The following is a 19,228-nucleotide window of genomic DNA, read 5'->3' on the forward strand; positions in this document are numbered from 1 at the left end:
CTTCACATCAGCCTCCCTCTTTGTTTTTTGGTTTGTCTTCAGATAAAAGTATACGCCATCAACGGGCTCGATAATTTAGCGGGTATGAGTATTGAAAATATGCTCAAAACTAAACTAAACGGTATTTTCAATACTGTCAATTTAGATTGTCTGCGCGTTGAGTTTTTGTAAAGCATGTTGTAAAGCATTGTTGTAAAGCAGTTGCCGCTGCCTATAAAAAACGATAAAATTACGTACTAATTCTGGTTTGTTAAATGCCGCTGAAAGGATGATGCCGATGACAAAACAATGCAGCGGTGCTCCCGGTGCAAAACGGATTTGAAACATGAAGTAAAACATCCTGTGAAACCGTTTCACCATATGAAACGCCTGCTTTTTTTCATCCTGTTTTGACACTTCCTGATTTGTAAAGAAAAAATATTTATTTCAAATAGATAGGATTTTATCTCACTCGTCTGCTTTGTCAGGCATAAAATTTGCCTTACTATGGGTAAATAATAGATAATGGCCTTAACCTCTTTCGTCCCAGTCTTTTGGGCACGAAATATCCTGTTTCAGAAGAGCAGAGGTCATTAAAAACCAACAGAACGGAATTGCATATGAAGAAAAAACCGACCATTGCATTGGTACTCGGTGGCGGAGGCGCCAGGGGCCTGGCGCATCTGGGTGTGATCCAGGCCTTCGAAGATGCGGGCCTCCGCCCGGATCTGATCGTCGGCAGCAGCGCCGGCGCCCTGGCCGGAGCGGCATATGCGGCCAATGCCGATATCTGCCAAACGTTAAGGCGCGTGGAGGAGGTGTTCGGTTCTGGTGAAAAAAGTATCAAGGGGATTCGCAGATTCGTCCGTTTCGGCAGAAGTGACCGCGAGGCCAATCATCTTCTGGATCGGTTCCTGCGATCCTGGGGCAAAGAGATTCTGGTGGGCTGCAATATGTTCCGAAACGGCGTAATGACTGAAGAAGACCTGCAGGAGGGTGTGGCGGCTTTTGTACCGGACATCGATATTGAACAGACGAGCATTCCCCTTACAGGTTTGAATAATTTTTATAGACAAATTCGGGGCATAGCTATTTTGACCCAAAAAAAATCGCAAAACAATCATGGTAGAAGTTATTTACAGTTTGTCTTAAGGGTTTGAAATACAATGGACAAAAAAGAATTACGGCTCACCCGCGCGGTCATGCCTTTGAGCTTAAAGGAGCCGGAGCAAAAAATCGTCTCAATGGCCGGCCTTTTGAGATATTTTGGGACCAAAGAGGTTTTTCTGGTCCATGTGCGCACCAATAACGGCAAAGGAAAAAAACAAGAGCGGCTCACGGATACCATCCGGGCCTATGCCCTGAAGCTTCGGGAACTGGGCTTTACGGTGGATATGTACTTTAGGCAGGGCCATATTGCTTCTGAAATATTGACCTTGGCCGCAGAACTGGGAGCCGACTTTTTAAGTGTTTTATGGGAAAGGAAAAGGGCTTTGCCGAAGGCGCTGCTGGGCAGTGTTGAGGCAGATATCGTCCGCATGGCCGATTACCCGGTCTTTGTGTACAAGCACCCGGTTTTCATGGCCAGGGAACAGAAAATAAATCAGGTCATGTACACCACCAATTTTCAGATAACAGACAGCCATGTCATGCCCTACCTGACCAATCCGGGTTTTGTCGCCCAGAACCTCTGCATCCTGCATGTCGGGCAACGGGCCCCGGATCCGAAAGCTGAGGCCGAGCGCCGGGAAATGGCCCGGCAAAACCTCAACCGCTTAAAGGCTGCGTGTGAACACGCCTTTCAAAAGGTCAGTACCCAGGATGTGGTTGGCCATCCCAAAGCCAGAATCTTGCACGCAGCCAGACGCTGCGGGGTAGACTTGTTGATTATCGGCAAATCTGACAATAAAAGCGCCTTTGAACAGATCATGGGCTCCACGGCCCAGTTCATCGCCGATAAGGCCGCTTGTTCTGTCTTTATCGTTCCCGGAGAGCAGAGACGATGAAATACGTTTTCCCTTCTCTGAATTTTTGGAAAAATCAGGCCGTGTTCGGCATTTCCCTGATTATCGTCTTGAGTCTGGTCGGACTGGGAATCATCCATCCGTCTTTGCTCGACAAATATTCGGGGCTGGTGCATGAATATATCATTGAGACCTTTGGCTGGGGCTATCTGATCTCCGCTCTTGTCTTTCTTGTTTTCAGCATCTGGTTTGCCTTCAGCAAATATGGAAAGATCCGCCTGGGAAAGGACAACGAAAAACCCCAGTACTCCTATTTCGGCTGGTTCAGCATGCTCTTTGCCGCCGGCATGGGCATCGGGATGATCTTCTGGGGAGTGGCCGAGCCCATGAGCCATTACCTCAACCCCCCGGAATATCTGGCCGGACAGTCGGACGCAGCAGCCAAGTTCGCCATGAAATACGGTTTTTTCCACTGGGGGTTGCACCCCTGGGCGGTGTATATCACCATGAGCCTGGCCATCGCCTATTTTTCCTTCCGCCGGGGGATGCCGCCATTGATCTCCAGTTGTTTCTATCCCTTGATCGGGGAAAAGATCTATGGAGTTGTTGGATACGGCATTGATGTCCTGGCTGTTTTTGCCACGGTATTCGGGATTGTGACCTCCTTAGGCCTGGGGGCCATGCAGATCACCACCGGTTTGGGCGAGGTCTTCGACTTTGCCCCCGGCTTGCAGGCCCAGGTGGCGGTCATCGCCGTGGTCACCGTCCTGTTTATGATCTCCAGCATGACCGGGCTGGACAAAGGCATACAGATTTTAAGCAAAACCAATATCATGCTGGCCATCATCCTTCTGGTGTTCATGCTTCTGGTCGGCCCCACAGCCTACATCTTCAATGTGTTTACCAATACAATGGCCGACTATCTTTCCGGCCTGTTCAACATGAGCCTGTCCACCAATCCTTTCCAGGGCTATGCCTGGACCCAGTCCTGGACCATATTCTACTGGGCCTGGTGGATCGCCTGGTCCCCTTTTGTGGGTCTTTTTGTGGCCAGCATCTCCCGGGGCAGGACCATTCGCGAATTCATTCTGGGGGCGTTGTTCGTGCCCACCCTGCTCACTTTCTTATGGTTCAGTGTTTTCGGGGGCGCGGCGTTTTATCTGGAAATGCAGGAAGGGGCGGAAATTGCAAAGGCGGTGTCTGAAGACGTATCAGTAGGCATGTTCCGCCTTTATGCCCATTATCCATTAAGCGGCCTGCTGACCATGATTACAGTGCTTTTGCTGGGCGTTTTTTTCGTCACTTCGGCAGATTCGGCCACTTTCGTGCTGTCCATGATGACCTCCGGGGGAAGCCTCTATCCTTCGGCGGCCAAAAAGATCACCTGGGGCATCCTTGTATCTTCCACGGCCGTTATTCTTCTTTATTCCGGAGGGCTGGAAGCCTTGCAGAAGATGGCCATTGCCGCCGCCCTGCCTTTTACCGTGATCATGCTTTTTTTGTGCCGCAGCCTGATCAAGGGACTGCGTTACGAATTTAAATTCAACCCTTCAGTGACGCTTAATCAGGACAAACAACAGACCTGACCGCCACGCAGTCTAGTTTTTTGCCGCCCAAGGCGCGGGGGGCTTTTCACCGTTTTTATGTTGAAACATATGATAAAATATAAGGGCTGGCTGCGCCGCGGCTGTCTGAAGAGCAGCATATGGAAGCCGAAAAGATCCGCACCTTTCTGAAGCAACACGCAAACAGCCGGGAAAAGACCGCAAAGGCCCTTGGCATCAGCCGGAGCACCCTCTGGCGCAAAATGAAGAAACCGGGCATCACCCCGCCTGAAAGTGAAACGTAGCCTGAAACGGTTTCATCTTTTGCAACATTTTTCGCTTTTCAACCAATTCCGCCCTTTCGTTGATATTCCGTGCAACCCCCCGCAGTTTACCCCCTCAGCCATTTCTGCCCGATCTGTTTTGATGCTGGCACAGTTAATGCTTTACCGTAAACAAACAGCATTGCCGGCTGGCCGAAGCGGCGCTGCCGGCGGCTTTGGAAACCTTGTACATGAAAGTGTTTTATCAGAAACAGATTTGGTGAAAAGAAATGATTGTCTGTGTTCCTTTGTTCGGCAGGCGGGTGGCCCCGCATTTCGGAAGTTCATCCGAACTGCTGTTTTATGAAGTCCATCGCGACCGCGTCCAAAAAAAAGAACGGATGCAACACTCTTTCAACGATCCCATGGACATGGCCCGTAAAATTGCCGAGAGCGAGCCGGATGTCCTGGTTTGCGGGGGGATCCAGAATTTCTGCAAAGATTGGCTTGCGCTGCGCGGCATCACTGTTCTGGACAATCAAACAGGAGATGCCCGGGAGGTGGTGGCACGTCTGAAGGACGCGGCACTTATTTAAATTCAATGACAAAGCTGAAATTAAATATTGAAAAGGAGGAAACAATGGAACAGGTACTGAAATCCTTGACCTTTGAATTTTTCGGCAGTGGTCAGCATAAATTGACGCCGGAAAAATTGTTTGAAACAGAATCCGCCGTGCTGCTTGATGTACGCTCTAAAGAGGAGGCGGCGTCCGTTTCCATTAATTTGGCGGCGCATCCAAATATCGAAAGCCGCAACATCCCGGTGGATGAGATTCCCGACCGGGTCGATGAACTGCCGAAAGATCGGCTGATTGCTGTCTTTTGTCCGGCCCAGGTCCGCTCATCGATTGTTTACGCTTTTCTGCTGACAAAGGGGTTTGAGCAGGCCAGGGTCTTGGAGGGCGGCTACAGCGCGCTTACCGAGGCGGTCAAGCCGGGCAAACTCCTGAAATCCATCCCATCCGAAGCGCAGAGGAGGTAACCCCTGATGATGAATCTGGTCATTTCCTGTGCGCTGATTTTTATCGTGGCGGTCACCATGACCATGGTGGGCAAGGGGGGCGGCAATTTTTACGTGGTGATTCTGGCCATAGGCGGCCTTCCCATGCACCAGGCCGCCACTACCGGCCAGTTTATTCTTTTTGCCGCATCGGTTGCCGCCATGATCGTGTTTCAAAAAAACAAGGCCGTGTCATGGCCGCTGGCCCTTTTGGTCGGCGGCCTGACCGCTGCGGCCGCACTGGCCGGCGGTTATTTTTCGCATCTGTTCAGCGGTTTTGCCCTGAAAATCATATTTGCGGTCATGCTGGCCGCCGCCGGCGGGGTCATGCTGCTTCCGGTTTCCGAAAACAAGCATCCGGAGCGAACCCCGAGGTTTGGTACATTACGCTTGAAATCCGGAGAGGATCGCTATTTTGTCAATTTATGGATCGCTGTGCCGGCTACAATACTGACCGGGATTGGCTCCGGCATGGTCGGTGTCTCCGGCGGCTCCTTTCTGGTGCCCCTGATGGTGGTCGCCTGCGGCGTATCCATGCACAAAGCCGTGGGGACATCTTCCACCTTGATCGCGGCCATTGCCTTTATGGGGTTTACCGGCCATGCCGTGCAGGGCGATTTTAATCCGCAATGGGCTCTGCCCCTGGCTGCCATGACGGTTATCGGGGGGATTCTCGGCGGGAAGTTCGCCCTAAACACCAAACCGAAATACCTCAAACAGGTGTTTGCCTATACCAACTGGCTGGCGGCCCTTTTTATGGTCATCAATGCCTTTTATACAACAGGGGGCGTTTAGCTTACAAGTTCAACACCTAACGTATAACTGCGGCTATGTTGCAATCATTGGACTTTTAAACCAGAACTTTGGACTGTCAAGCAATCAAAAGCGAAATAAGTAAAGGCGGGCAGTCTGTTTGTAAAAATCGCAAAAAGGAGGTTGAGAATTTATGCAAATCCTGAATCTGTATTGTACAACAACCGGAAATACGCGACAAGTTGCGGAAACGATTGATAAAACCCTGGAGGCCGCCGGCCACCGGGTGACCTCGGTTTCCGTTGGCAAGGATACCGAGGACCTGGAACTGCTTGATTATGACATGGTTTTTGTCGGCTCGGGCGTTTATGAATGGCTGCCGGGCAAGGCTTTGCAGACGCTTTTCGGAAAGCTCCGGCGGAAATATGCGGATATGGGCGCGATCAAACCGGCCTCGCCGAAACGGCCGGATAAAAAGGCGGTCATCTACTGTACCTATGGCGGGGTGCATACGGGAATCAACGAAGCCCTGCCCGCAGTGAAATGGATGGCGCAGCTTTTTGACCATTTGGGCTACATCATCCTGGATGAATGGTATGTTCCCGGCGAATACGCCCTCGAGAAAATGAAAGCCATGTCAGAGAGCGGCCGCCTGGGTGATATCCGGGGCCGACCGAATGAGCAGGATCTGAAGTCGGTGGCTGAAAAAGTAAAGGGGATTTTAAAAGCTCAACAATCTGAAACTTAACTGCGTTATGCCGCAGGCGACATGTTGCAATCAACGGCCTGCACCACTTCTTCCGATGGTATCGTCGAAGTGACGGGTCGCAGCCATCCTTGGTATTTCTTCCAGATCGATTCATGGCAATTCAATGCCGGGATCTGAAGAATGCCGATGGCGATACAGCCAAAATTGACAAAAGCTTCGAGCGCATCAATTGCTACCAGAACCATGTGTTGAGACCGCGGGTTATCGATTGCCGACATATCGATTTTGATTTGCCTTCCGGCCCGCGGCCACACACTGGTCCAAAGCCAAAATTTTTTAACCAGAACGTTGGACCGCCAAGTTATAATTAACCCGAACCTCAATTTCTCAGGCGGCATTGTGCTGGCCGGCGGATGCATTAAAAGAGTTGGAGAAAACAATGAAACATAAACTGTTGACCGCACTTACAGCCAGTATTGTCATGATTTTTTTGCTACATTCGAGTGCAATTGGCTTAAATGCGGCACCGGCACCGACAGATGAATCCGAACAGGCGTATGAAGAAGCAAAAAAAGATGCCATGGGGATTTGTCCTCCCTTTTATCTGCGGGATAAAGAAGGAAACATCATCAATCCATTGGAAAATCGGAATGCCGATGTCCCTTATAGCCCCAAAAAAACCTGTGGTAAGTGCCATGATTATAAAAAGATTACAAAAGGATATCATTTTCAGCAGGGTAAACTTTCAGAGATGAGCCACGCCTTTCAGGAAACCTATCCCTGGTGCACGAGTCCCGGTCAATATGGCGGCAGATGGTGAAGCCCCGGTCCTGTTTTCCCGCAGTTGGCGGGGAAAAATAATAGTTCTTCACAGTCAATTGACCTTACCTCTTATACCTTTATACAAAAATGCGGTGCCTGTCATCCTGGCGGCGGTTCTGCCGAATTAGACCGTAACGGGAACCGTTATGACAAATTTGCCGCTGACCCTGAAAACAATATTACTTCCGGCGGACAAAACGAATTTGATGGCGATTATTTCAAGGCCAAATGGGCGAAAAGCGGTGTAATCGAGGCGGACTGTCTGATATGCCACCTCAAGGATTATCATAACGAAAAAAGAAAAAACCAGATAACGGCCTTAAATTTCCGGTGGGCCGCGACTGCAGGGGCCGGGTTCGGTGAAATCAAAGGCTGTGTTTCCAATGGCGAAAAGCCAAAGGTGTCCTATAATTTTTCTGTTTTCCAGGAAAACGGCCAGGTGGTTTTGCCGATAACGCGAGAAGTGCGGAACGAAAAATGCCTTTTCTGCCACCGTGAAAGCGACTGGAAAAAGCGAGGGGCTTCCTTTAATTCAAGAACCGATGTTCATATACGCGCCGGTCTTCGTTGTATTGATTGTCATGTAACCGGACGCAGCGCAAAGGACCCGCGTATTGAAGGCAGAGAGAGGCATCAGATTGGAAAGGGGGATGACCCCGGGGGGCTTGTGCGCAACGATTTGGATAATACGATGCGCAGCTGCGAAGATTGTCATTCTGAGGGCCTTTTGAATGCCCCGGTTGCAAAACATAGAGATCTACCTCCTGTGCATTTAGAGAAAATAGCCTGTCAGACATGTCATATTCCGTGGCGTCAGGTAAAGGCAGCCCTGGTGGAGGATGCTTCCGTTTTTAATACCAGTCCAAGGATTACACCGCCAGCCAAACGGATATGGTCGTTTTATGGTCCTGATATAAGACCATGGAATTACTATGGTTTTTTGCATGATTATCCGGAAGGCCTGCGCCCCGTTTTTCAATTCAGGCCTGTTGTGGGGTGGTACAAAGACAAGCTTTATCCGTTAAACAGGGTCTATACTTTGTGGGTTGGCATTAAAAAGAACAACGAGAAAGGCATCGACCAGCCATACATGAAAGATGTCTTCATGATGTGGAAAAGCCACCGGAACGATCCCGATAAGAACTATCCCCAGCTAGAGAAAATCAAGGATGACAATCGCGACGGATTCCCGGAAGTCAATCGGCCTGAAGAGATCAAGGCACTACTGGCCTCAGTGACTTCAATGCTGAAACAAAAAGGAGAATCCCTGGAGGGGAAAAGGGTCGTATTCGTGGATGGTAACCGGTATACGGCTAACGGTATTGACTGGGAAACACTTTCCAAAAAGGCTCATGAATACAGCCCGTACGGATCTGTGTTTAAATTCAGTCATGATATAGCCCCTGCGCAAAATGCATTGGGAGCAAAAGGCTGTACTGATTGTCACAGTTCAACGTCTGATTTCTTTTTCAAGGATATAATGGTAAAGCCTTTTGATCAGAGCGGAGAGGCCGTTACACAGCAGAATGCAGCTTTCATGAATTTTTCTCCTGCAGCGCTGCAACTTACCGTCTTTGAGCAAGAGATACTGAAACCATATGGTTTTTGGATCCTGTTCGCTGTTTTCTTTCTGGTCATTCTTCACTATGTCATTTTCGGCCCCAAAGATGTCAGGGGTAACGATCAGGATCCTGCTGACGTTCGCTTCAGTATCGGTGAAAGGGTCATCCATTATGTTTCGGTAGTTCTATTTGCCCTTTTGACAATAAGTGGTCTGATCACCTTCTCAGCGATTCCCTTTTCATCCGGTACAATTGGAATTATCCATACGTTTCACCATTATGCTGGCTATTTGTTTGTGCTCAACATGCTGCTGATTGCCGGCATCTGGTTCAGAGACGTTTTATTTGAGAAAAGTGATTGGCAATGGCTCAAAAAGCTTGGCAATTACTTCGGGTATCAGGGAAGATTGCCGGCAGACCGTTTCAACGCCGGTCAGAAGCTATATTTCTGGTTTATGTTGTTACTCGTCGCCATACTGGGAATCACCGGTGTCATGATCATCTGGACAACGAACAGCAATCTGGGATTGATTGCCCATACGATTCATACTGTAGCGGCGTTTATCGTCATTGTTACTGTTATTGTCCATGCTTATCTGGGGACCCTTGCCAACCCGGGGACTTTAAAGGGTATTTTCGAAGGTAAGGTGATTGTATCAGGCATTGATGCGGATACCAAAGAGTCCTTAAACAATCCCTGAAAATTGTTAGCTGCAAAATATTCAAGCACCTGGATTCAAGATAAGGGGCTGTTAAACTGGCAAAGGAGTTACTATTGACAGGAGCAAAAGCGAAAGCTGCGGTTTGCATTACCCTTGTCGTTTTCGCCGGCTCCCTGTTTTCTATCCAATCGGCTGCTGCTCAGGAAAACCGTATCGATAAAGAGATCCTCAAAATTCTTTACCGGAACGGCCAGATAAGTGCCGAAGAATACCAGCAGCTATTGGAAAAAGCCGGAGGGCGGATGGGGGGCCTGGGAAACCGCCTTGCGGTACTCCACTCTCGACTTTGCGGACAAGGATGTGGATGCCGGAAATCTGAACAACTACACCCTGGGGTTGAACGGGTATTTATATCCCAATCTGCGCATCATGTTAAATTATATCTATGCGGACCTGGAGAGTGCGGGCGTTACCCGCATCTTTCAAACCAGATTTCAGATTGATTTTTAAATAGGTGTCTCTGCAAGTACTGCCTGCCGGGTCAGTTCGCCCAGAAGCTGATAAAAGCCGGTGCCGGCTCCCTGCGTCACTTTTCGGGTAAAGGGCTCGATCCAGGCGCCCAGGTGGTGCCTGAGAAAGCGTTGCTCAAGCGCGTGCAGGGTTTGCCCGGTTTCAGTGTCCGCGGAAAGCCGGGCCGAGACCAGGTAGGCGAGAAATTCGAGTTCGGCGATAATGTGATCGGGCGGACCGTTGAAACTTTCGGCCATATCCAGGCCGGCCTGCCGGTAAATATCGAGAATGTCCCGGGTGGACGTCCCCATCAGGGTGGGCTGATCTTCCAGGTAAACCGAGCCCAGCGGCGGGGCGATGGTTTCAAAGGGGCCCACGAAAAGGCCGGCATAGTCGACCAGCAGTTCCTGGAGCGTGTTTTTCCGCCATTGTCCAAGCAGATCCGAAAACATTTGCGCGCCGGGATCTGCCGGGCGGCCGTTGCTTTCTGCATTTGCTTCCAGAAAAGCTCCCAAGTCAAGGGATGGCCTGGCATAACAGCCGGCTATGCCGGCGAAAATATCGGCCCTGGTTTCAGGTTCTATATTGTTTGGAGATTCCATGGTGTGTTCGCCTGCTATTCGGGAGCCGCATCGAGTTTGAGCCACCGTTCGCCCAGGGTGTAGAGCAGCAGCATGGTGGATACGGCGGCCACAATGACCAAAATTTCCCATATGCTGGGAAAATAGGAAAGCACCTGGGGCAGTCCTTCGGCCTTCGGCCCCACGGGCCGGATCTGCCCGCCGATGAGAATCTGCATGTGCACCGCGAAAATGCCGACCAAGGTGATGGCAGGGGCGACCGTTTTGGCCCAGGCCATTTGCCGCAGGCGTTTGCTCAGCATCATGGCATAGGGGATCAAAAGAAACAGCACGAGATTGAAATTGATGGCGGTGGCAAACTCCGGCCGCGTGTAGGCCGATGCCAGGGCGAGCTTGAGCACGTAGAATATCAGGGAAAGCCCCAGCATGAAGCCGAACATGCGCGTAAGCGAATTCACGGCGGCATCGGCCTGTTTCGAACAGGCCCCCGAGACCCACCGGCATACATTCATATACAGGATGATTGCCGCAATGCCCGAAAGCATGGCAATAATTAAGGAAAAGATGGCAATGAACGGACCAAAGTAGGTGGGCCGGGCCTCGGTGAGGCCGAATACCGAGCCGAGCATCAGCGCGGCAAATACCCCGCAGAGCATGGAGGCAGAGCCCAGCCAGCGGCTTGCGATCGAATGCCAGTCCCCCATGTGCATCTGCCACAGTTTAATGACAAGAAAGAGCAGCTCAAGGCTGTAAAGGGCCCCCATGTACCAGATGGGAGACGACAGGTTCGGAGACAGCATGATATAGATCATGTGGGTCAGCGACCCCAGCTCCAGGCCGATGCAGATAAAGGCGGCCACCAGGGTGGAAATGGCCAGAAAGACGAGTCTTTTGGCCAGGACTTCAAACTGCGTGAGACCGAAAACCGAGGGCAAAGATGCCACCAGGGCCAGCCCCGTACTGGTCAGGGCGAAAAAAACGTATCCGCCCAGCGGCAGGGTCCAGATCAGCACGTCGTTTGCGTTGAACAGATAGTGCCCTTTCATAAGCAGCACGATCGCCGTAAACAGGCCGATGCCCACGCCGGCCAGAAGCACGGCCATCCAGGGGACAAAAAGTTTTTTCGCGGAATTCATGACACCTCTCCTTTGGTCTGCAGATACGTTCCGGGGTTAAAGCTCCGGATGTAGTAAATCTTGGGCTGGGTGCCCAGGTGCTCATTTAGGCGGTACGCCCGGTATTTGCCCAGCAGCTGGTTTACCACACTGGAAGGATTGTCCAGATCCCCGAAAATGCGGGCGTCTGCCGGACAAGCCTCGACGCAGGCCGGAAGCAGGCCCTTTTTGATGCGGTGGTCGCAGAACGTGCATTTTTCCACCACGCCCTTGGGCCGGATGCCGTCCAGGGTGCGTTCCCGCTCCGGGTTGTAATAGGGGATCGTTTTTCCGCCGACAATATCGACCATCTCTTCGGGCGAAGTCGTGCAGCCTTCGATGAGCGCCTCTTTTTTGTGCCATTCCGGATGCGGCTTGCGCCAGTTGAAGTAAATCACGCCAAACGGGCAGTTGAACATGCAGTACTTGCATCCGATGCACTTGTCCGGATCATGCATGGTAATGCCGCCTTCGGCCTTATGCATGGCCCGGGTCGGGCAGCCGCGCACGCAGGGCGCATTGTCGCAGTGGTTGCAAAGGGTCGGGGTGTAGTGATACCGGACGTTGGGGAAGGTGCCCGCGGTTTCGGTGATCTTGTAGGACCAGTAAATGCCGTCCGGGGTGTTGTTCTCGTTTTTGCAGCTGATAATGCAGGCGCCGCAGCCGACGCATTTCTGGTGGTCGATAACCATTGCCCATTTTGTCATGGCTTTTCCCCCTGGTTATATCTTGACGATCTTAACACGTGTGGTGCCGTAATAGGCCGAGGCCCCGCTCAACCGGTCGTAGTCGGCCGGAATGAGGTAGTTGTTGTTGCCGCCCCGGGGTTTTTTTCCGAAGACCTTTGCCGCGATCCGGCCGTAAGCCCAGTGGCCCTGGCCGTAGCACTTGGCCACGGTGCCGGGCCGTACGCCTTCCCAGCGCTTGACCGTGCACTCGATTTCCCCGGCCGGCGAGATGATCCGGATCGCATCGCCGTCTTGCAAACCGAGGTTTTTGGCGTCAATCGGGTTGAGCTTGGCCGCATCGGCTGATGCGGTATCCCCCGGGTCCAGGTCCTTGAGTTCGTAATACCAGCCGCAGTTGGCGGTGCGCCCCTCGCGGTTGAGCCGGGACTTGTGATCCACGAAAAGCAGCGGATATTCGTCCGGCTGCCCGTGAATGAAGGGATCTTCATGGTGGGGAACAAATGCCAGCTCGCCCCGGGCCTGGTAATTGCAGACCTCCAGCACGTGATCCACATTGGTCTGGTGTTTTTCTGCATGCTTTTCCAGGGCCTTTTTCAGGGTCTGGGAGTAGAATTCGAACATCCCCGTTTCGGTTTTCATCTTGCCCCACCTGGCGCGGTACGGGTAAGGGTCCGAGTTCCAGACGCCCCGTTTTTTGAATTCCGCCCACCCGTTGATCTTGTCGCCGCCCTTATAATGCTTCGGGTCCCAAAGGTTTCTGGTGGCCATCTTTACGGCGTATTCGGCAAATTCTTTTTCATCGGCCGGAGCCCTGCCGGTCTCAGGATCTGCAAACTGCTCCACGTGGTATCTGTGGAGCCGATCAAAGCCCCGTTCGGCCAGTTTTTTGCCGAGCAGAAAAGGGATCTCGGTCTCGTCGATCTTGTAGTCAAACGGCATGTCGATAATCGGCTGCTGGAGCACCACGTGGCGGTAGCCGTGCCCGTAAGACTTGGTGTATCCCCATTTTTCAAACTGGTGATGGGTGTCGGGCAGCAGGATGTCTGCAAACCAGGAAAATTCTGATGCATTGGTGGTGATGTGGACCAGGAAGGGGATCTTGGAAAGCGCCTTGTCCCAACGCTGTCCGCCGGGCGCGGAGAAGTTGAAGTTGTTCATGTAAGCCACGGCCACCTTGATTTCGTTGGGGTCTTCATCGATGATGCCATCCGCGGCCCGGTTGGTGTTGACCCCGCCGCCGGATTTGCCTTTCTTGAGGCAGGGAAATTCGAGCCTTCCCCGCTGGTCGATTTTTTCGTGTTTTTTGCCCTTTCCGGCAATGTCGTCCAAATATTGATCAAAATCGGGAAAACCGCTGGTATACTCCGTGTTCGCCTTGAGCGTGCCGCCCATGTTGTCCACCCCCCCGGTCAGTCCGTTTAGGGCATGGGTGGCCATGCAGCCGTATGCGCCGCGCACCTGCATGGAGGGCCCGCCGCCGACCCAGGACATCACGTTCGGGGCGGCAGAGGCGAACTCCACGGCCACCCGATAAATCTGGTCGGCATCCACCCCGGCCTTTTCCGCCGCCCATTGCGGGGTTTTGTCCTTTAATTCCAGGTTCCACCACCTGACCAGGCCGTGGGTATATTTTTCCGCAAAAAGTTCTTCGTCCACCTCTTTTCCGGCGGCAAACCGGTTCTGGCCGTCCTTGAAATCGCCGACAAATCCCTTGTACCAGAGGCCTTCGGTCAAAATAATGTGCGCCATGGCCACAGCGATTGCCCCGTCGCATCCCGGTTTTACCGGAATCCATTCATCTGCCTTGGCGGCCGTTGCCGAAAGCCGCGGCTCCACGATGGCCACCTTGGCCCGATCCAGGGCATTGCCCCAGGCCTTGGAATAATAGGATACCTGGCGGTTGGCAGCCAGGGGATCGGCGCCCCAGAGCAGGATATATCGCGTGTTTTCCACGTCGTACTGCCGGTAGGCCCACAAGCCTTCTGTATAATAGGGGCCGAACTTTTCGCCTTCCGCACAAATGGTGCTGTGGGAGATATTGTTGGGCGAGCCGATGATCTTGGTCATCGAATCATAGAGAATGTCGCGCATGTAGGTGTAGCGGCCGCGCATGAGCATGTACTTGTGGGTCTCGTTGTTTTTGCGCAGTTCCATGATCCGGTCGGCGATCGTGTTCAGGGCTTCGTCCCAGGTGATCGGCACAAATTTCGGGTCCTGGTCGCGGCCCTTTTCCGGATTGGTTCTTTTCATGGGCACCTTGATCCGGTCCGGATCGTAGACCTGCTGCAGTCCCAGATGCGTTCTGGGACAGCTGGCCCCCATGTTGACCTTGGAATGGGGGTTGCCCCTGACCTTTACGGCCCTGCCGTCCACGACATAGACCTGCTTGGCGCACCAGGAGGTGCATCCCTGGCAATTGGCCGGTTTCCATTCTCCGGCTCCGTTTTGCGGGGCTGCAGTGGCGTTTTTTACCGGCGTCAACGCCGTCAGGCTCAGCCCGGAGCCCAGCACTGCGCCCGCAGCCAGCGAGGACTTGACAAAAGTCCTGCGGTCCATCCGCAGGCCCGAACCATTGCTGTTGCTCATGGAATCGTCTTTTTTCATAATCCCACCTGTTTTTTCGTAATGATGTGAATCCACCCGGCACGTACTATATATTTTTTAAGGTAATCGTCTCGACAATAGATGCAAAAAATTAATTTACGGCAATGATAGCCCTGAAACCAAAAGCCGGCTGCAGCGTCTGCATAGAATCGCGATAAATTTGACCCGAAAAAATCTTTTCGTACTTTGGCGAAATGTGATATTATTATGATATAGTGATCAACCCCTGTCAAGATGAAAGGTCAATGTTTTGGAATCGAATAAAAATACCGAAAAAATAACCGCGGCCGGCATCAGCGAACTGGCCAAAGCACTGTCCGAGCCGATCCGGGTTCGCATGCTCATATGCCTTCAGGGGGGTCCGCTGAGCCTGCACCATTTTATTGAAATTTTTAAAATGGCGCCTTCCACCCTGTCCAAGCACCTGCATATCCTGGAAAGCGCCGGCCTGCTGGCGGCCGTCCGGTATGGAAGATGGCGTCTTTACCGGTGGCCGGGGCGGAATGCAGATCCGGCGGTCCGGCCTTTGCTTGCATGGCTGAGGCAAGTGGTGCTGGAGGATTCGGTGCTGGAAACCGATGCCGCCAGAAGGGCCGTGGCGGTACAATCAACCCCTGTGCCCGCGGCAAAAGAAGAACCGGTGCGGGTATTGTTTCTGTGTTCCGGCAATTCCTGCCGCAGCCAGATGGCCGAAGCCCTGCTTCGCAAAAGGGGCGGTTCGGCTTACGAGGTCTGTAGCGCCGGGGTCGCGCCCCGGCAGATCCCCCCTCTGACCGTTACGGTCATGGATGAAATCGGCATCGACATCCGGGGCCAGAAACCCAAAAGCGTGATGGAATATATCGGCACCACCTATTTCGACTATCTGATCACGGTATGTTCCCTGGCAGAAGAACACACCCCGGTATTTCCCGGGGTCAGCCGCCGGCTGCACTGGCCCGTGCCCGATCCCGCAGAAGCCGAAGGTTCGGAAGAGGAGAAAAAACAGGTTTTCAGGCAGGTCCGGGATATGCTGGATGAAAAGATCCGTGACTGGCTCGGTCAACAGGGCACCGGCAAGGGCCTGTGAAAACCGGTGATGTGAAAAAACGCTTGTTTTTATCTTCGGAAAAAAACAGAATGTGTGGAAATGAAAACTTGACTTCGTAGTTTCGCGAAATACATTAATTGACCATGAAGAAGAATGAATGCTTACAAGCAGAATCAACCAATCGAACGGATGGGTCCCTGTTTTGTATGGAAGGGGCAGACCGCGGGTTTTTCCCTGGCCGGCGGAATCGGCCAGGGGGAGGGCTGGTTCCGCCGGCATCTCATCGATCCACGCCCCCTGCTGCGCCGGCACCATCTGATTGCCTGAATTATGAAGCGATAGTTGCCGGGCCCCGCGCTGATGATTAAAGATATAAAAAGAACGCCTGCGGGGCCCCATCATAGTCAAGTGACATTGGGAGACTTAGCAGATAGTGAAAGTTCAAATTCAAATTCAAGTCAAAAAGGAGGAGAAAGGCAAATGAAACGTTTTAATCCGTTTGGAGGGTCATTGAGCCGGAAAGCGGCGGTTGTACTGTCGGTTCTCGCATGTGTTTTCGCATTTGCTGCGGCGCCCGCTGCGGCGGAGAAAAACACCACAGAGGAGATTCTGGATATCTTAAAACAGCAGAACCAGATTTCGGATTCCAAGTATGAAGAGCTCAAAAGCAACCTCCACAGTGAAAAAAGCAGCTATGATGTGAACTTCGGCGGGCGAATCATGGTTGACTGGGCAAACATCAGTGCCGATAACAGCTTCGATAATGACCTGGGCGGCGGCCTGGACGGAGACGGCGTGGAATTCCGGCGCGCCCGTCTTTTTGCCTCAGGTTCATTCGAAAACAATGCTTTTTTTAAAGCGCAATACGATTTTGCCGGCGGAGACGCCGACTTTAAGGACATGTACATCGGCATGAAAAAGGTTCCGGCCATAGGAAACATAAAGATCGGTCATTTCAAGGAGCCGTTTTCTCTGGAAGAACAGACCAGCAGCAAGTACATCACCTTCATGGAGCGGGCTCTGCCCAATGTTTTTTCCCCGGGCAGAAACACCGGTATCATGGCATATGACTCCGCTCTGGGAAAACGCATGTCCTGGGCCATAGGCGCGTTTTATGACGCCGACGGCTTCGGGGAAAGCTTCAATGATCATACGGACATCAATGTTACCGCCAGGGTCACCGGGGCGCCGGTTTACGCTGAGGACGGGAAAAAGGCCGTGCACCTGGGCATTTCCTACACCCGGCAGTTCCGGGATGAAGACGAAACAACGCTTAATTACAGGCAGCGGCCGGAAGCGCATATAACCGGCGTGCGCCTGGCTGAAACCGGCGACTTTGGTTTTGACGACGCGGATATCATGAATCTGGAGGCGGCCACGGTCATGGGACCGTTTTCTGTGCAAGGCGAATACATGCAGAGCTTTGTGGGCTCGGACGCGGCATCTGATCCAAGCTTCAGCGGCTATTATGTGTACGGCAGCTATTTTCTCACAGGCGAAAGCCGCAATTACAAGCCCGGTTCAGGATCTTTCGGCAGGGTTAAGCCAGACAGGGACTTTAATTTCCATAAGCCGGGAGCGGGTGCATGGGAGCTCGGCGTGCGCTACTCAAGCCTGGACTTAAACGATGAGGCAATTGGGGGCGGCGAATTAAGCGATTTGACGTTAGGGGTCAACTGGCATCTTAATCCCTACGTTCGCACGATGCTCAATTACGTGTATGCAGATCTCGAAGACCGCGCCGGCGTGGATGATGACAGCGCCAACATTGTTCAGGCCCGGTTCCAGGTTGATTTTTAACAGCTGCAGAAAAAACCTGAAGCAATAAAAAAAGAGCCCGCATGCGGGCTCTTTTTTTATTGAAGCCATTGTCTTTTTGAGGCGCTTTACAGGAAAGGCGCCGAACCGGTCCGGTGGCCCTGCAAGGCCTCTCTGCTGCGCCGGCACCATCTGATTGCCTGAATCATGAAGTGATAGTTGCATGGCCCCGCGCTGATGATTAAAGGTATAAAAAGAATGCCTGCGGGAGACCATCCCCGCCAGGGGCTTAACATTGAATCCAAACAAGTTTGGAGGACCCATGCGAAATATCGTCATTCTGGGGGCCGGAGCCGGCGGGACCATTGTGGCCAACCAGCTCAGACGCGAGCTTGATGACAGCGATTTCCAAATCACCATCATCGACAAAGACGAGCAGCACCACTACCAGGCCGGGTACTTGTTCATTCCTTTCGGAATTTATTCCAAACAGGATGTTTTGCGGCCCAAGCGCGAATTTATTCCCAAAGACGTGGACTTTGTTGTGGACCGGGTGACGGGGGTTGAGCCGGACAAGCGGCAGGTGGTCACTGAAAAAAGCCGGTATAACTACGACTGGCTGGTTGTCAGCACCGGGTGCCGGATCGCCCCGGAAGAAGTCGACGGCCTGATGGAGACCTGGCAGGAAACCGCCTTTGACTACTACACCCTGCAAGGCGCCCTTAACCTGCGCAGAAAGCTTAAGTATTTCGAATCCGGCAAATTGGTGGTAAACATTGCCGACACCCCTTTTAAATGCCCCATCGCCCCCATCGAGTTCGTGTTTATGGCCGATGCGTTTTTTACCCGAAACGGGGTCAGAGACCGGGTGGAGATTGAACTGGTAACACCTTTGGACGGCATTTTCACCAAACCGGCGGCTACCCGAGAGTTGACGCGCATGGCGGAGAAAAAAAACATCCAACTGCGAACCCAGTTCACCCTTTCCGAAGTCAACGGGCAAAGCAAGACCATTGTTTCAGCCTCGGGAGAGGAGGTGGGCTATGACCTTCTGGTTTCCATCCCCCCCAACATGGGCGACAATTCGCTGATTGATTCCGGGGTGGCCGATCCCATGGGCTTTATGAGAACCGACCGGCACACGCTTAAGTCCCAGGATTTCGACCGGATCTATGTTCTGGGCGATGTGACCAATGTCCCCACTTCCAAAGCCGGGTCTGTGGCCCATTATGAGTCTTACACCGTGACGGAAAACATCCTGCGCGAAATCGAGGGATACCCGCCCAAAAGCACTTTTGACGGCCATGCCACCTGCTTTCTGGCCTCCGGTTATGAAAAAGCCACTCTGCTTGATTTCAACTACACGGTGGAGCCGTTGCCGGGAAAATTCCCCTTTCCGGGCCTGGGCCCTTTTAACCTGCTCAGCGAAAGTCTGGCCAACTATTGGGGCAAGATGCTTTTCCGGTGGGTTTACTGGAACCTGATGATGCCGGGCAATGAACTGCCCCTGGAGCCGCAGATGAACCTGGCCGGCAAGGTCCGCCCCTATATCCCGGCTGCTTAAAGGAGATTTCGATGTCGAGC

The 19,228-nt window shown here is 52.5% G+C and carries 21 protein-coding genes; 15 read left to right on the forward strand and 6 right to left on the reverse strand.

From position 1 onward, the window contains the following. Positions 1–141: 141 nt before the first annotated feature. Positions 142–327, reverse strand: a complete 186-nt coding sequence (locus U5L07_09435) for a hypothetical protein (protein ID MDZ7831958.1) — start codon at positions 325–327, stop codon at positions 142–144. Between the two features lie 272 nt (positions 328–599). Here U5L07_09435 and U5L07_09440 point away from each other — a divergent pair, with 272 nt between their 5' ends. The 8 genes from U5L07_09440 to U5L07_09475 all read left to right on the forward strand — a co-directional run bounded on the left by U5L07_09440 (position 600) and on the right by U5L07_09475 (position 6,311). Continuing rightward, positions 600–1,139: a patatin-like phospholipase family protein gene (locus U5L07_09440; GenBank protein ID MDZ7831959.1), complete on the forward strand. Its 540-nt coding sequence runs from the start codon at positions 600–602 to the stop codon at positions 1,137–1,139. A 6-nt stretch (positions 1,140–1,145) separates the two neighbouring features. Beyond that, positions 1,146–1,985, forward strand: coding sequence for a universal stress protein (locus tag U5L07_09445; protein MDZ7831960.1), 840 nt, complete (start codon positions 1,146–1,148; stop codon positions 1,983–1,985). After that, entirely contained in the window at positions 1,982–3,529 is a 1,548-nt protein-coding gene (locus U5L07_09450; GenBank protein MDZ7831961.1) for a BCCT family transporter, read from the forward strand. Before U5L07_09445 ends, U5L07_09450 begins: the two co-directional genes overlap by 4 nt. Before the next feature lie 119 nt (positions 3,530–3,648). Continuing rightward, entirely contained in the window at positions 3,649–3,792 is a 144-nt protein-coding gene (locus U5L07_09455) for a helix-turn-helix domain-containing protein (GenBank protein MDZ7831962.1), read from the forward strand. A 248-nt stretch (positions 3,793–4,040) separates the two neighbouring features. Further along, entirely contained in the window at positions 4,041–4,346 is a 306-nt protein-coding gene (locus U5L07_09460; GenBank protein ID MDZ7831963.1) for a NifB/NifX family molybdenum-iron cluster-binding protein, read from the forward strand. Between the two features lie 44 nt (positions 4,347–4,390). After that, a complete protein-coding gene (locus U5L07_09465; protein ID MDZ7831964.1) occupies positions 4,391–4,792 on the forward strand; it encodes a rhodanese-like domain-containing protein in 402 nt (133 codons plus the stop codon). Between the two features lie 6 nt (positions 4,793–4,798). Continuing rightward, positions 4,799–5,605, forward strand: coding sequence for a sulfite exporter TauE/SafE family protein (locus tag U5L07_09470; GenBank protein ID MDZ7831965.1), 807 nt, complete (start codon positions 4,799–4,801; stop codon positions 5,603–5,605). Positions 5,606–5,756: 151 nt separating this feature from the next. Further along, positions 5,757–6,311 carry a flavodoxin domain-containing protein gene (locus tag U5L07_09475; GenBank protein ID MDZ7831966.1) on the forward strand — a complete coding sequence of 185 codons (555 nt, stop codon included), beginning with the start codon at positions 5,757–5,759 and terminating at the stop codon, positions 6,309–6,311. A gap of 5 nt (positions 6,312–6,316) precedes the next feature. On the opposite strand, the gene U5L07_09480 is transcribed toward U5L07_09475, so the two are convergent. Beyond that, positions 6,317–6,550 carry a hypothetical protein gene (locus U5L07_09480; protein MDZ7831967.1) on the reverse strand — a complete coding sequence of 78 codons (234 nt, stop codon included), beginning with the start codon at positions 6,548–6,550 and terminating at the stop codon, positions 6,317–6,319. A 161-nt stretch (positions 6,551–6,711) separates the two neighbouring features. On the opposite strand from U5L07_09480, the gene U5L07_09485 reads away from it, so the two are divergent. The 3 genes from U5L07_09485 (at position 6,712) to U5L07_09495 (ending at position 9,828) form a co-directional block, all read left to right on the forward strand. Then, positions 6,712–7,092 (forward strand): hypothetical protein, encoded by a 381-nt coding sequence (locus U5L07_09485; GenBank protein ID MDZ7831968.1) that lies wholly within the window; start codon positions 6,712–6,714, stop codon positions 7,090–7,092. 24 nt (positions 7,093–7,116) lie between these two features. Then, on the forward strand, positions 7,117–9,357 hold the full coding sequence (locus U5L07_09490; protein MDZ7831969.1) for a cytochrome b/b6 domain-containing protein: 2,241 nt from the start codon (positions 7,117–7,119) through the stop codon (positions 9,355–9,357). Positions 9,358–9,576: 219 nt separating this feature from the next. Then, on the forward strand, positions 9,577–9,828 hold the full coding sequence (locus U5L07_09495; protein ID MDZ7831970.1) for a porin: 252 nt from the start codon (positions 9,577–9,579) through the stop codon (positions 9,826–9,828). Here the strand turns inward: U5L07_09495 and U5L07_09500 are convergent. From U5L07_09500 to U5L07_09515, 4 genes are read right to left on the reverse strand one after another with little or no spacing between them, the layout of a single operon-like run. After that, on the reverse strand, positions 9,825–10,430 hold the full coding sequence (locus U5L07_09500) for a molecular chaperone TorD family protein (GenBank protein ID MDZ7831971.1): 606 nt from the start codon (positions 10,428–10,430) through the stop codon (positions 9,825–9,827). The two genes, U5L07_09495 and U5L07_09500, sit on opposite strands and share 4 nt — an antisense overlap. 14 nt (positions 10,431–10,444) lie before the next feature. Beyond that, positions 10,445–11,545, reverse strand: a complete 1,101-nt coding sequence (gene nrfD, locus U5L07_09505) for an NrfD/PsrC family molybdoenzyme membrane anchor subunit (GenBank protein ID MDZ7831972.1) — start codon at positions 11,543–11,545, stop codon at positions 10,445–10,447. Continuing rightward, complete coding sequence (locus U5L07_09510; protein MDZ7831973.1) at positions 11,542–12,270, reverse strand: 4Fe-4S dicluster domain-containing protein; 729 nt, start codon at positions 12,268–12,270, stop codon at positions 11,542–11,544. The genes nrfD and U5L07_09510 overlap by 4 nt, the downstream gene beginning before the upstream one ends. A 15-nt stretch (positions 12,271–12,285) precedes the next feature. After that, a complete protein-coding gene (locus U5L07_09515) occupies positions 12,286–14,856 on the reverse strand; it encodes a molybdopterin-dependent oxidoreductase (GenBank protein ID MDZ7831974.1) in 2,571 nt (856 codons plus the stop codon). 250 nt (positions 14,857–15,106) lie between these two features. Between U5L07_09515 and U5L07_09520 the strand changes: the two genes are divergently transcribed. From U5L07_09520 to U5L07_09535, 4 genes are all read left to right on the forward strand, one after another. Continuing rightward, positions 15,107–15,925, forward strand: a complete 819-nt coding sequence (locus U5L07_09520) for a metalloregulator ArsR/SmtB family transcription factor (GenBank protein ID MDZ7831975.1) — start codon at positions 15,107–15,109, stop codon at positions 15,923–15,925. A gap of 114 nt (positions 15,926–16,039) precedes the next feature. Next, the gene (locus U5L07_09525) at positions 16,040–16,213 is read left to right on the forward strand and encodes a hypothetical protein (protein ID MDZ7831976.1); all 174 of its coding nucleotides are present in this window, start codon (positions 16,040–16,042) and stop codon (positions 16,211–16,213) included. 153 nt (positions 16,214–16,366) lie between these two features. Continuing rightward, a complete protein-coding gene (locus U5L07_09530; protein ID MDZ7831977.1) occupies positions 16,367–17,686 on the forward strand; it encodes a porin in 1,320 nt (439 codons plus the stop codon). A gap of 280 nt (positions 17,687–17,966) precedes the next feature. Beyond that, a complete protein-coding gene (locus tag U5L07_09535; protein MDZ7831978.1) occupies positions 17,967–19,208 on the forward strand; it encodes an FAD/NAD(P)-binding oxidoreductase in 1,242 nt (413 codons plus the stop codon). Positions 19,209–19,228: the final 20 nt, after the last annotated feature.

Source organism: Desulfobacterales bacterium (genome assembly GCA_034520365.1).
Classification (GTDB): Bacteria; Desulfobacterota; Desulfobacteria; order Desulfobacterales; family Desulfosalsimonadaceae; genus M55B175.

Coding starts and splice junctions, on each gene's coding strand:
- U5L07_09485 (MDZ7831968.1), top strand. CDS start 6,712: ATGAAACATAAACTGTTGACCGCACTTACAGCCAGTATTGTCATGATT.
- U5L07_09435 (MDZ7831958.1), bottom strand. CDS start 327: ATGTTTCAAATCCGTTTTGCACCGGGAGCACCGCTGCATTGTTTTGTC.
- U5L07_09465 (MDZ7831964.1), top strand. CDS start 4,391: ATGGAACAGGTACTGAAATCCTTGACCTTTGAATTTTTCGGCAGTGGT.
- U5L07_09535 (MDZ7831978.1), top strand. CDS start 17,967: ATGCGAAATATCGTCATTCTGGGGGCCGGAGCCGGCGGGACCATTGTG.
- U5L07_09470 (MDZ7831965.1), top strand. CDS start 4,799: ATGATGAATCTGGTCATTTCCTGTGCGCTGATTTTTATCGTGGCGGTC.
- nrfD (MDZ7831972.1), bottom strand. CDS start 11,545: ATGAATTCCGCGAAAAAACTTTTTGTCCCCTGGATGGCCGTGCTTCTG.
- U5L07_09475 (MDZ7831966.1), top strand. CDS start 5,757: ATGCAAATCCTGAATCTGTATTGTACAACAACCGGAAATACGCGACAA.
- U5L07_09515 (MDZ7831974.1), bottom strand. CDS start 14,856: ATGAAAAAAGACGATTCCATGAGCAACAGCAATGGTTCGGGCCTGCGG.
- U5L07_09510 (MDZ7831973.1), bottom strand. CDS start 12,270: ATGACAAAATGGGCAATGGTTATCGACCACCAGAAATGCGTCGGCTGC.
- U5L07_09525 (MDZ7831976.1), top strand. CDS start 16,040: ATGAATGCTTACAAGCAGAATCAACCAATCGAACGGATGGGTCCCTGT.
- U5L07_09445 (MDZ7831960.1), top strand. CDS start 1,146: ATGGACAAAAAAGAATTACGGCTCACCCGCGCGGTCATGCCTTTGAGC.
- U5L07_09530 (MDZ7831977.1), top strand. CDS start 16,367: ATGAAACGTTTTAATCCGTTTGGAGGGTCATTGAGCCGGAAAGCGGCG.
- U5L07_09440 (MDZ7831959.1), top strand. CDS start 600: ATGAAGAAAAAACCGACCATTGCATTGGTACTCGGTGGCGGAGGCGCC.
- U5L07_09480 (MDZ7831967.1), bottom strand. CDS start 6,550: ATGTCGGCAATCGATAACCCGCGGTCTCAACACATGGTTCTGGTAGCA.
- U5L07_09460 (MDZ7831963.1), top strand. CDS start 4,041: ATGATTGTCTGTGTTCCTTTGTTCGGCAGGCGGGTGGCCCCGCATTTC.
- U5L07_09500 (MDZ7831971.1), bottom strand. CDS start 10,430: ATGGAATCTCCAAACAATATAGAACCTGAAACCAGGGCCGATATTTTC.
- U5L07_09455 (MDZ7831962.1), top strand. CDS start 3,649: ATGGAAGCCGAAAAGATCCGCACCTTTCTGAAGCAACACGCAAACAGC.
- U5L07_09450 (MDZ7831961.1), top strand. CDS start 1,982: ATGAAATACGTTTTCCCTTCTCTGAATTTTTGGAAAAATCAGGCCGTG.